General features: G+C 34.4%; 12 protein-coding genes and 1 pseudogene. 7 read left to right on the top strand and 6 right to left on the bottom strand.

The window, feature by feature from the left end; genetic code table 11:
* Positions 1-501 precede the first annotated feature (501 nt).
* On the top strand, positions 502-1,881 hold the full coding sequence (locus ORL93_RS30040; RefSeq protein WP_265960262.1) for an erythromycin esterase family protein: 1,380 nt from the start codon (positions 502-504) through the stop codon (positions 1,879-1,881).
* Positions 1,882-2,270: 389 nt separating this feature from the next.
* A complete protein-coding gene (locus ORL93_RS30035; protein ID WP_265960261.1) occupies positions 2,271-2,867 on the top strand; it encodes a recombinase family protein in 597 nt (198 codons plus the stop codon).
* Between the two features lie 394 nt (positions 2,868-3,261).
* On the opposite strand, the pseudogene ORL93_RS30030 reads toward ORL93_RS30035, so the two are convergent.
* The 3 genes and pseudogenes from ORL93_RS30030 to ORL93_RS30020 form a co-directional block, all read right to left on the bottom strand.
* Positions 3,262-3,531 (bottom strand): annotated as a pseudogene (locus ORL93_RS30030) (IS4 family transposase); the annotation flags it as partial.
* Between the two features lie 189 nt (positions 3,532-3,720).
* A complete protein-coding gene (locus ORL93_RS30025; protein ID WP_373926195.1) occupies positions 3,721-3,969 on the bottom strand; it encodes a YkgJ family cysteine cluster protein in 249 nt (82 codons plus the stop codon).
* A gap of 137 nt (positions 3,970-4,106) precedes the next feature.
* Positions 4,107-4,328 (bottom strand): helix-turn-helix domain-containing protein, encoded by a 222-nt coding sequence (locus tag ORL93_RS30020; RefSeq protein ID WP_373926194.1) that lies wholly within the window; start codon positions 4,326-4,328, stop codon positions 4,107-4,109.
* 299 nt (positions 4,329-4,627) lie between these two features.
* Here ORL93_RS30020 and ORL93_RS30015 point away from each other — a divergent pair, with 299 nt between their 5' ends.
* From ORL93_RS30015 to ORL93_RS30000, 4 genes are all read left to right on the top strand, one after another.
* Complete coding sequence (locus tag ORL93_RS30015; protein ID WP_265960259.1) at positions 4,628-5,926, top strand: FtsK/SpoIIIE domain-containing protein; 1,299 nt, start codon at positions 4,628-4,630, stop codon at positions 5,924-5,926.
* On the top strand, positions 5,895-6,440 hold the full coding sequence (locus ORL93_RS30010; protein ID WP_265960258.1) for a replication-relaxation family protein: 546 nt from the start codon (positions 5,895-5,897) through the stop codon (positions 6,438-6,440). Before ORL93_RS30015 ends, ORL93_RS30010 begins: the two co-directional genes overlap by 32 nt.
* Before the next feature lie 19 nt (positions 6,441-6,459).
* Positions 6,460-6,948, top strand: a complete 489-nt coding sequence (locus ORL93_RS30005; RefSeq protein WP_265960257.1) for a hypothetical protein — start codon at positions 6,460-6,462, stop codon at positions 6,946-6,948.
* 530 nt (positions 6,949-7,478) lie between these two features.
* Positions 7,479-8,075, top strand: a complete 597-nt coding sequence (locus tag ORL93_RS30000; protein ID WP_199669049.1) for a DUF3967 domain-containing protein — start codon at positions 7,479-7,481, stop codon at positions 8,073-8,075.
* 94 nt (positions 8,076-8,169) lie between these two features.
* Here the strand turns inward: ORL93_RS30000 and ORL93_RS29995 are convergent, their stop codons facing one another.
* The 3 genes from ORL93_RS29995 to ORL93_RS29985 form a co-directional block, all read right to left on the bottom strand.
* Positions 8,170-8,670 carry an endonuclease NucS domain-containing protein gene (locus ORL93_RS29995; RefSeq protein ID WP_242480035.1) on the bottom strand — a complete coding sequence of 167 codons (501 nt, stop codon included), beginning with the start codon at positions 8,668-8,670 and terminating at the stop codon, positions 8,170-8,172.
* A 533-nt stretch (positions 8,671-9,203) separates the two neighbouring features.
* On the bottom strand, positions 9,204-9,605 hold the full coding sequence (locus tag ORL93_RS29990; RefSeq protein ID WP_265960256.1) for a hypothetical protein: 402 nt from the start codon (positions 9,603-9,605) through the stop codon (positions 9,204-9,206).
* 14 nt (positions 9,606-9,619) lie between these two features.
* Complete coding sequence (locus tag ORL93_RS29985; protein ID WP_000198083.1) at positions 9,620-10,450, bottom strand: ParA family protein; 831 nt, start codon at positions 10,448-10,450, stop codon at positions 9,620-9,622.
* Positions 10,451-12,308: 1,858 nt separating this feature from the next.
* Between ORL93_RS29985 and ORL93_RS29980 the strand changes: the two genes are divergently transcribed.
* A complete protein-coding gene (locus ORL93_RS29980) occupies positions 12,309-12,452 on the top strand; it encodes a hypothetical protein (protein WP_265960255.1) in 144 nt (47 codons plus the stop codon).
* Positions 12,453-12,540 lie beyond the last annotated feature (88 nt).

The raw sequence follows: 12,540 nt of genomic DNA, 5'->3' as shown, positions 1-12,540 counted from the left end.
GAAAAAAACAGTCTTTGATATATTAGGTGTCGTTTATAATTGTACCATGTCGGATAATCAAGCGGCTTAATTGAAAAAAATGAAACCCGTTAGGGTTTATTTTGTATGCAAATTTTTAAATAGTTTATACTGGTCCCCTATAAAAAGTGAAAAATTCCTTTTGGAATTGACTTGATATTACCTTAGCTTGATAGCGATGTGGCGGTACCCCATACCCATCAACTTAAGAATTTTATAACGCCCCAAAACAAAAATTGTATATTTTCACCTGGGGGTGTCAATTTTATCGTTTTAGGATATTTGCTTTTCTTAGCTCGATGGTGATGTATGGTGACCCCATATAGAAGGTTTCTTCATTATGTACGAAGTAGATTTCTAATTTTTAGAATATTAATATTGTTTAGGATCTGTATATGTATTATTATAAAAAATGGTATATTAGTAAATTTTTGATACAGATTCTATTCAATCTCTAAAAATATGATTCTTGGAGGCGTTGTTGTGCGTAAAAAATGGAAAATCGGGCTAATGAGTACGCTTCTTGCCTGTACTACCTTCACATCTGTAGCATTTGCAGCAGAAAAGCCAGTCGATCAACCCAAATGGGAGGAATGGCTAAATGGACATGCAAAAAGATTAAATGAACCCACTTCCCAAACAACAGAAGATTTATCTTTTCTAAAAGAGGCCGTACAGGACAAGCGTATTGTTGTACTTGGCGAAAGTACGCATGGTGCTAAGGAAATGAATCAATCCAAAATACGTATGATTAAGTACTTACATGAAGAAATGGGATATGATGTAATTGCATTTGAATCAGGATTTGCAGAAGCAAGTACGGTTCAACAAAATTTTGATAACTTAACCGCTACTGAAGCGATGAAACAATCTTTATACGGTGTATGGCAAACAGAGGAAGTTGAACAATTGTTTACCTATATGAAAGAACAAAAAGAAAAAGGAAAGCCACTAACATTAGCTGGTTTTGATATGAATTTGTTTTATAGATCTTCATTCCACTCGTATGCGAAAGACTGGTTGCAAAAATTAAGTCCTGAGGTGGCGAATGAACTAGAATTAGCAGTAACAGAGTTAATCAAACTGGATAAGTATTACTATAATTTAGAAGATGGGTATCCTTATGATCAATATAAAGTAGAAATACAGCCCGTAATCAACAAGTTTGAAAACGTAAAAGCTTTTATTCAGACTCATAAAACCGAATTGACTCGAGTTGCACCTATCCCTACTTATGACGTGAATTTTCTTGAGAGATCAATCAATATACGTATCGATGCGATTAAAACACACCTAGATAGTTTTATGAAATTAAAAGGAGGTATTATCCCTTCTAACATTGCAGGATTCCCAGATTATGTTCGAGATCAAAAAATGGCTCAAAACTTAGCATGGCTCACTGAGATGCAATATAAAAATAAAAAAATAATTGTATGGGGACATAATTATCATATTCGAAAACAAAATTCGAAAATGATATTAGATTATACCAAGTATCAACAACACAATTTTGTATGTCCTAATATGATGGATTTTCTTCCGCAGCGCATCAAAAACCAAATGTACACGATTGGAGTATTTGCGTATAGTGGAAGCAGTTGGGATTCTGACATTAAAAACGTTGTTCCTGTACATACTGAACATGAAGAACAAAGTGTTGAAAAAATAATCAGCACTGTCGGAAGTACAAATGTCTTTGTAAACTTAAAGGGAGAAAGTAACCGACCAGAAACATCATGGATGTTTACCCCTACTGCAGCAAGTTACTGGGGGGTCAAAAAGCGAGAAGAAATCATGATTCCTATCGAACAATATGATGGCATTCTATGGTTAGAAAAGACTTCGCCTTCTGTTCTTAAATAAAAGAGAGAGCGTCCTTACATGTTAAGGATGCTCTTTTTCTTGTCATGATTGTATGTAAACAACATTCGATTGGATTCATTCCCTATAGAAAATACTAACGATCAAACAATATATTCATTATAGGGGAGCGTCACACCGCCATCAAGCTAAGAAAATACAACTACTTCCAGAGCGAAATTTTGTGCTAACTTGTAACAAAAAAGCTCATTTTTTCATTTTGGGGTAAAGCCGAGATACGTGTAAAAATAGGTCATAGACTTACTTTTATTTCCACTCGTGAGATTATGAGAAAAAATATAAATCTAATAATAACCATGTTCATAACTTAAAAGTTTTGAACATGGTTTTGAAATGTGATAAAATCAGTGTATTGACCTACATCAAAACTTATGGTCAAAAGTAAACGTAGAAAAGGTGAGTTTTTGGTTAAATATGGGTATGGTCGGGTAAGTACATTAAACCAGGATTTGGAATCTCAAATTCAAATGTTAGAAAAAGAAGGTTGTGAAAAAATTTACTCTGAAAAATTTACAGGTACAAAATTTGATAGGCCAAAATTTCAAGAACTACTTTCTGTACTAGAAAATGGGGACACACTTGTTGTAACAAAATTAGATCGTTTTGCACGTTCAGCTGAAAATGCAATCCAAACGATTAAAATGTTATTTGAGAAAGGGGTTAAGGTTCATGTCATTAATATGGGAGTAGTGGAAGATACGCCAACTGGAAGATTGATGTTTAATATCATGAGTGCATTTGCTGAATTTGAAAGAGATATGATTGTAGAACGTACACAAGAAGGAAAAGCGATTGCCAGGTTGAATCCTAATTTTAAAGAGGGACGACCGAAGAAATATAATAAAGAGCAAATAGAACATGCTCTTGGTTTGTTAAAAACTGAATCTTATAGGAAAGTGGAAAGAATGACGGGAATTAGTGTAAGTACCTTGCAACGAGAAAAAAGAAATCGTTTAAAAACTGAGTGAATAAAAAATGGAGGGTACTATTATAAATGTTCATTTTGAAGAACTGAGGAAAAAGGCATAGGTGAGTTAGAAGAAACAGAGTATGTTATTAAATAAAACCATATTTCTTATGCATATTCAAAAAACACGATACCCTCAGGTGCATTTTAAGGCATTTAATTATAATTTTGTGTATTAAGCCCTTTTAAAATTGCAAATTTCGTTCAACTAAAAAAGTCGATTATCCTTTAGCGTACGAAATTCGCGAAATGTTGGTGCTACCCCATCGCTATCAAGCTAAGCTCATACAACGTCAATTATAGTAGAGGTTGTTTCTTTTTTCTAAAGGCTACGTGTAGGGAATTTAAAGATTTGCATACGAAATAAACCCTAACGGGTTTCCTTTTTTGAATTAAGCTACTTGATTAAATCGTTGATTCAATCCCTCAGGGCTGATGAGCACTTCTGTTGATGCTTCCAAACGGCTAGATAATTGAGTTAAAGAAGTCGTAGCAATATTTTGACTCATCCATACACATAAAGCGACTAAATCTTTTTCTTGGTATTTACTGGTTCGTTGCACGAAACCAACATCTCTAGCAAGATCTCGTAAGATATTTGGAGATAAAAAGCTTTGAATCTCTTGAGCAAATAGTTGTAATTCATTAGATACAGAAATAGACATACAAAAACGCCATCCTTTCCTATGATTCTACAGAAAGAATAGCGTATTTTTTCATTTTAGGGGGTATTTTGTTTTATTAGCTTGATAGCGATGGGGCCCCGCCAACCAAATGACATAAAACCCACGATAAGACAATATTCCCCAAATAGAAAGCTGATTAGACCCGTTAAAAAAGTTTTGACTTTTCGCCTAAGTAAAGTCGTTCCATGTAAAATCAACACTTAAGATACCGGCAGGATGTGAGCTGGTCATATAGTTTCTTCTAGAAGCTAATTTCGGATTACGAAAACAAAGAAGATTATTATAATAACCAAATGCTCGGCAAATTGATGGACGTACTGAATGAATACCGCACCGATCGTTTATTTCATCATAGAAAATACAAGTCCCAAAATAACGTCGTTGGTTTTTTAAATCCAGGCGTGTTTTTTTAGGCATAGCTTTGATCTTTTTTTTATTTTCTTCAATTCATCTTCTGTAATACGGGTTCAGCCGAGATACGTGTAATTTATGTTCATCAAACACGAACTTTTGTTCTTTTTGGAGCGTAAAAATAGCCTCGTTTTTTTACGAAGCTACATCCAAAAATCATTTTCATTTATGCTTTTTCCTAGCTTTTTCAAACCTTTTATAATTTGAGTCATTGTTGAAAACTTAGGGATGTATTTGTTATCGTTACACACCTTCGAAATAGTACCTCTACTCAGCTTAGCGGCTTTCTCTAATTCCCCTTGTGTGATTCCTTGTTTATCTAACCATTTGCCAAATTTACTTCGTTTCTTACCTAATCCAAACACCTTTACCACCTCATGCATAGCTTGCCCTTTTCGTCATTTTTTTAAACGCTAGAAAAAAACTGACATAAAGACCAAACAGTACGCAATACGATTTACCATACCAAACAAATTACGATTCACCGTTCCGAATTGATAACCTTTTAAAACTTCGTTTCCCCTATTCCGAATAGAATTCGCTAACAGAATAATACTTCAGACATTACGAGTTTAATATTTTCAACGATTAATAGCTGTTTTTATCTCTTCTAATCTTCAAGGACTATTCTTGCATAATACAAAAAGAAGGGTGGTGTGAGTTTATGATATTTGAGCTAGTAAGTTCAGCTGCAGTTGGCGGAGTAATTTTTCTATCAAAAATGCATCAAAAAGGAGCAACAAACGATGCCTCCAAGATACAAAGAATTTGCGCTAATTGCGGTTTAAAAGTGAAGGAAGGGAAAGAGACCAGGACAATACAGCTGCTTCGCAAGATGAGAAATGATTGGGGAGTTGAGTATGCGTATAGAATCCCCCTTGGTCTTAGCTTTTCTGATTTTGAACAAAAAATACAACATTTAGAAGACGGATTAAATCACAAGAGCAAAGTTTATGATTTTAAGCTACAAGACTTTAAATCTCTTCGTTTGCGGAAAGATATTTTAAAACAAATACAAAACATCATTAACAAGAAAAAAATTGTTAGAAAGGAAATTGAGATTTCTTATGATGGGTTGTTAAAAATACGAGTTTATGAGAAAGGGATTCCTGAATTTGTGAAATTTGAAGAGAACATGATGAGGCAATGTAGAGGATGGGAGGTCCCAATTGGTTATACGAGGGATGGATTAATAAAACACGACTTTGATCAAATTTCGCACATGATATCCGCCGGCATGACGGACATGGGGAAATCTAATGTTTTAAAGCTTATTATTACAGCACTTGTACGTAACCAAACAGAAAATATAAAGCTATTCCTTATTGATTTGAAGGGCGGTCTATCTTTCAACCGATACAGATTCCTAAAGCAAGTCGAATCAATTGCGAAGAATCCTGAGGAAGCCCTTGAGACTCTAAGGGAATTGCAAACTAAACTGAATGTTAGAAATGAATACTTACTAGAAAAAGGATACGAAGACATAAAAGAAGCCGGGGATCCCACGAAGTACTTTGTAATTGTAGATGAGGCTGCCGACATAGCGCCATATCAAGAGTGCAAAGACATTATTGTTGATATCGGTCGTCGTGGCAGGGCAGCGGGATTCCGCTTGGTATATGCGACGCAGTACCCGACTAATGAGGCGTTGCCATCGCAACTAAGACAAAACATCGGCGCCCGAGTTTGTTTTCGATTACAGACGGAAGCAGGGAGCCGTGCTGTACTTGATGAAGGCGGCGCAGAGAGTCTCCCTAATATAAAAGGAAGGGCTATATACCAAACGAATGAGAGGAAGGTCCTACAGACTGTATATATCGATAATAAGCAGATTGATAACATCATAAAGCCCCACATTAACATAAGAGCGAGAAAGGAGCATGAAGATGCAAAAACTAGCCATGAAGGAACAACGCTTAGAAAGCATACTCTTGAGCTTGAAGAAGTTGGGATTCTTAAGTAGAAAGCAAATCCAGGTACTTCACGATCTTGGTGGCGACAGAAATGCTTCTCGTGTAATGAAGACTCTAGAAGAATACGTTTCTAGCTTTAGGGATGGAGAAAAGGTTTATTATCTCAACAAGGAAGGGCGTGAACGTATCGGGAGTAAGAAAATACTTAAACGCTCGAATCAATTCCGCCACTACATCATAAGGAATGATATCTATATTGCCTATGAATGTCCGAAAACATGGAAGCAAGAAGTGAAGATGAATGTGAAAGGTATTGTTTCCATAATTGCAGATGCCTTATTTACTGATAATGGCCGTTATTATATTGTAGAGGTTGATCATGAGCAAAAGATGAGCGCAAACCGTTTGAAGATGCAGAAATACAGAAAACTAATTGAATGCAATGTGTTTGAGAAGTCACCTAAGTTCATTTGGTACACAACAACAGAATATAGAAGAAAGCAACTTCAAAAGCTTTGCGAGGGATTGGATTGTAACATCTTTACGGTTACTGATTTCCATTAAAAATAAGGGGATGGTCCATATGGCAACTGAGACAATGAGCATCAAGGATTTTATGGATGGTAACTATGGAGCGAAGAAAAAGTGGAGCTTGTTCAAAAAGAAAGCAAAAAAATACGCACCCGTGGCGGTGCGAGTTGGTATTGTGATCGGTAGTGCTATTATATTCAGCCAAATTATGGATATTCCGCATGTATTTGCATCAGGATCCGAACCTGATGTAAATGAGGTATTTAAAGATGTGCAATCAGATGATGGAAAGATAAAAAATTATATTGATGGCCAACTATACACGCGTATTGTAAATGCATTTGAACCGGTTATCTTTCTAATTAAGGCAGTATCCTACCCAATTGCGTCCGTTGTAGCGTTATGCGGTGGGTTGTTCATTATGGTTGGTAGCCAGGAACGAGGGTTTTCCCTGATTTCTCGTGCAGGAATTGGTTATATAGTTGTCCAAATGATACCGCTATTTATGAGATTGCTTGTTGAGATTGCTAAAGCAATATAACTGTCTTTTAAGCCGGGTTATCTTCTTCCGCATCTCCCTTGAAGTGCAATATTAACATTGATAGAACTATGGAAATACTGAGCGATGTTTGGCTTACGTTTTCACAATCTATTGCAATATTCCTATGAATTTCTTCGGTTAAGAAAAATAATTGTAAGAAAAGAGATGAAAAATATACAAACCATGAAAAAACGCTTAATCCAAAAAAGAAAATAAAAATCTCTTTAATTTTCTTATTCTTAATTATCTTTGTTCGTTTTTAAAAAAAGATAAAAATTATTAATGGAAAAATGACAAAAAGAATAAACCATTTCCAACCCATAAAAAACACCTCCTAATATATAGATGGAATGATTTCATCATATATAAATACAATAATCATTCATTTTTGAACCTAATTTTAATTGAAATGTCATATTTAAAAAGAATCGGAATAAATCACATATTGCAAAATAATCATTGGAGTTTCTTTATTTGCAGGATTTTATAACACCTCATTGAATACAGTCACTAGGAGGTGTTGTGACGCTATGACGGACGAAATTGTTTATTCTGCTAGTGAAGTATACAAAAGGCTAGGAATATCCGATAGTACGCTCAGAAAGTATATGGAAGTGTTGCAACGAGAGGGATTCGCAGTAAAGAAAGATAATCGCGGTAGACGCCAATACACGGAGCATGACGTTATGGTGATCGAAAGGCTAATTGAAATTGGTAAGCATGACGGTATGACGTTAGAGAAGGCAGCGAAGATAATTGCGCAGAAGTTGGAAAGTATCAATCCAGATTTAGTTGCTAATGAAGAAAAATCGAAAGAAACAGGTCTAATACCATTCCACATTCAAGAACAGCTCCAGCAACAATACAGCGTTATGGCGCAAGAAATGAATCAGGGTATGTTGGAGATGGAGAAGCGATTAAATGAGCAAGCAAAGCAGAGAAGCGAGGAAATCAAAACGAGTATAAAAGAACATAATGAACGGGTTGAAAAACGACTGGAAGCACGAGACGAGACTCTTATGAAAACATTACGTGAGATCCAAGAGGCGAAGAGAATAATGCAGGAATACCACGCCGAGGTTGCTGCTGTACAAGATAAGAAAAAGCCGTGGTGGAAGTTTTGGTGAGGGAATTTGTATAAGCTACGCAAAAGTAGAAAAGTATACTTTTCTACTTAATTGTAAGTATGTAAAAAGCCCTACATATGTAGGGCTTAATCATTCACACGATAATAGGCGCTTCCTCTTTTATTTCTAAAACAGACTCTTCACCATCAATATCTTTTATATCAAACTTTCCGTTTGAATCCTTGCCAAAAACCTTCATTTCAACATTATTTATATTTTTAAGAGCGTTATATATTCTATTTGAATAATTGGGAGCGATTGTAATCATACGAACGTCTTCATTAAAGCAAGATGGATAATAAGCAGATTGCCACACTAAACTTTTATCATCTTCAACCATTTTCAATTCAATAATACATTTAGTACCATTTTTATCTTTTGCGATAATGTCAATTATTCCTTTTTCTACTTTGTACTGTCTTTCTACAAAAAACATACCCTCTTCAATGACTTCTATATGATCACATAGTAATTTTTCCAATAAAACTTCAGGACCATTCATTACTTCTTCAGTTATTAACTCTTCCCATATATCGTTCATTAACTTCTTCTTTTTTTGAATTACATCATGATTATCGTATTCTTCACGAGTCATACAAGAATCCGAACATACTCCAAAAAGCACATATGATTTATCAGAGGTTATACTTTTTACCATCGACCAATCCATATCATTTATTGAATATAAAATTTCGTTTTGAAGTAATTTCTTAGTATGCTGTGGAGTCTTGTCCCAAAAATAATGACACCAATAGCTTGTATCTTTGTTAGATAATTTTTCAGCGTCTTTTTTCTAAAGCATTCTTTACAGAATAACTCGCCTACATATATAGTTAAAATTATTGAGGATATCTCTTTAACTTTCTCTTCATCGTGGGTAATTAGAATTAATTCACCTTTATTGAAATCCCATTCAGGCAGATCGTTACGAAAAGCATATAAATACTACCTTTCGCCTTCATTCTGTTTAAAATCAACTTTTACGCAGCCTTACTTTTCTATAAATAAATCAAAGTCCACTAGAATAGCACCATTTCTTGTAATTAATCTCATGAAATTCATCTCCAATAATAGTAGGATGGAAAATGCTAAAAAACATTGTGCAGACAGGAAAAATTTCTTTTAGTTTTATTTCTTCTCTAACATCTCATAAAGGTGTTTGTACATCCCTTTGTATCCTTCAGACTGTCGAGTTGTTAGCTTAGTATTTACGTAGCTTTCAAGAAGCATATCAATAATACTGTTAATCGATGCCTTATCCATGCTTTCTTGTTCTTTTATAAACGGTTTAAGAGTATTTAGCTTTAATAAAACAGCTGGTGAAATTTTAGCAGTTTTAGATGGAACTAAACGCTGATCTGGTTTCTCAGGAACAGGTATTTTCCCTTTATTAATGATAGGAGTCATAACCTTTTTCTTAACAGGATCATTATTACGGCCGAAATCGTTTGTTCCTTTTATCTGTACACCTTTGTCATTTAAAGTGTTTCCAGGTTTTGTGACTATAGGTTGAAATGGTGCTTTAGACATTATGAGCCTCCTCCTTAAGCATTAATAGTAGCAAAATAGTTTTCATGTTCATTAAGTTCGCTAAGAACATCGATGAATAGTTGATGAGCTTTTTCATCCCACATATCAATATTGCCGCTAACGTTAACATTTTTATGAATTCCTTCAATGTCGTACACTTTTAGACGCTCTTGATATCTCACAATTGTATCTAGAACGTTCCCACCATACATTTCCTGAGCTTGTTGTAATACTTTATTATCCACTCGTTTTCCTTGATGTAACATCATTGGAATAATACCTAAAACTTGTAGGTCTGCATCATATGTTTCTGCTAAGAACTGCATATAGGCGATATATGTTTGAGCACCTTCTAAAGATAATTCTTGTGTTTGTAGAACGATGATACAATAATCGGCTGCTATCATAGCGTTATCTGAGTAGTCACTGATTGTTGGTGGTACATCAATGTAAATACGATCATATTTATCTTTTAATGGTTCTAGTAATTTTTTTAAATATGTAATTTGTGCAAGTTCATCCTCTGGGAACATATCAAAGAGGATTTTTGATAGTTTTCTAAATGAAGTATTAGATGGAACAATGTCCAAATTCTCAATTACTGGAATAATTTCATTCTCTAAATTTTGATTTAGAAATGCATCCGTAATAGACTTATCAATTTGTTCAATGTCACCTGTTTTAGCAAGGACTCTTGTAGCGTTACCCTGAGGATCCATATCCACTAAAAGACATTTTTCATTAAATACTGTGGCAGCTTCATAAGCCAACATTGTAGCTGTTTTTGTTTTTCCAACTCCACCTTTAAAGTTACCAATTACGTATGTAGTTGCTTGTCTAGTCATTTTCGACATTCCTCCATAAAACTCCGAATAAGTATACCTTTGAGTAAAATGTAACATCTACATACAATATTCGCAACAGTATACCGTAGAAAAGTTTATGTTTTTTTAACGAATTTAACGAAAGAGTAGAAAAGTATACTTAAGCGTATTTTTTTTTGGTATACTTTTCTACTTTTCTACTTATACGTAATTTATAGAATGGGTTATTTTTCAGGTGAGAAAGTATACATTTCTACCTATGCGTAGTTTATGATTGATTTCTCTATGTACTGGTAATTAAGGGTTAATTGAAGTTTCCAAGGAGGAATGAATTATAAATATGGGGTTTGAAGTCTACTTTTCTACTTATGCGTAAGTTAGAATAGGTATACCAAATTTGAAAGTCAAGTAGAAAAGTATACTTTTCTACTTTTTCGTAGTTCTACTTTTCTACTTATGCGTAGTTTTAAGTTGTCATTTCTTTATTTACAAACAAAAAAGCTTGTTGTAACGTAATACACAACAAGCATCATTCTACAAAACAAAACATATTTTGATATTTTAAATAAATGAAGATCGATAGAACAAAAGTAAAAACAATTGAATATGAAAGGAAAATAAAAAAGCCACTCCCATTTGCTATCGGCTACCAACCTTTAGCAGGAATGACTCAATTCTAGTAATTGCTACCAACACTTACTAGATATAACCTGTATTGACTCACAGGGTTTAGGTTTAAGTAGTGTACCACCACTATCTTCAACAAATGCCTTTTCACCGAGGCTTATTTTGATATACCCATTTTATCTATGATTTGGCTAAAATTCAACTAGTAAATGCTAGAATTGATTATTTTGTAGTCCAAAAGATATATAAAGGGCATCTCTAAACCTAGAAGTCTTGTGAATGTACAGGTTATTTAGGAATTGGAGATGTCTTTTTTGTTTTCTATTCAACGTGGAATTGCCTGAAACCACGTTAATAAAAACTGATAAGCCGTGATTCCGTGCTGCCATACATTTAGTGGGAACGTGTTACGGCGTGGCTTGCTGTTAGTCGTGCAGGGGGTACAGAGTATACGCCTACAAGAACAGCACCCCTCACTGGATTCCTATTCATTCGGTGAGGGTAGGTGAGAACTACCTTAAAAGGTTCGGGTGGTAGCCATTAGCATTACGGTGCTAGGGAACACGATCAACTTGTCGCACAGGGGTGGCTTTGTGTAGTGGACAAGTCTTAGGCAGGGGTCGTGTACGGTGAAAACTGTTAAGTGAATAGGGTCTATACATACGGATACCTTACAAGTGACCGCATGGTGAAAACAAAGACGCTTATCCTACCTATTTTGATTGATTACTTTTTTTGTGATCTTTCAGAGTAGGGGATAAATCTGTCTTCCAGCCATTTTCCTTAACCCTTCCCACATGATAAAAACCCTCAAAACCTTCAGTCAAGACAAATTACCAGGAATAGATGAAAAATATACGGTTTTATACTAATTTGAAATACCACTAGCTAAGATAGAGGAATAAATAAGGAAATTACCATTGGCTTACTTAGTGGATAAGGGGACTAATGGTTAAAATATGCTCTATTGTAGAATTTGGTTTAGTCAATCAAATATAGTACGTGAAATTATACTAGTTTAAGGGAATTCTTTTTTTACTTTTTGTGGAAAAACCAGTGTCATAATAGATATATTATTTGTTAGGAGTGTTATTAATGTATGATGAAAATTTTATTAATGATAATGGTAAAAAAGTAAGCGGAACAGCAGCTTACTTTTTTATATGCAATTTCTGAAGCTTGAGGACCTAAGGAATATCTTTTAAAAAGTATGATAAGCAAATTAAAGAAGATATTATTTTTTCGATGAAAATTGAGGAAGTATGTGCATATGTTTGATTTAAACTCTCCATATATTTCAGATAAAGAATTTTATAGAATGGTATTAAATGATCTTCAGTATAGTTATTTAGAAGAAGGAACTGTAATAAATTCTAATATTGTTGAAGTATGGTAATGTTTTATCCCTGCACAATGTGTGGGGATTTTTTTATAAAGAAAAGACATCCTAAGGTGCCTTCTTCTGACTTGAACCACTTTACTTT

This window comes from Bacillus sp. DHT2 (genome assembly GCF_026241455.1).
Classification (GTDB): Bacteria; Bacillota; Bacilli; order Bacillales; family Bacillaceae_G; genus Bacillus_A; species Bacillus_A pseudomycoides.
This window is presented reverse-complemented; position numbering and strand designations above follow the sequence as displayed.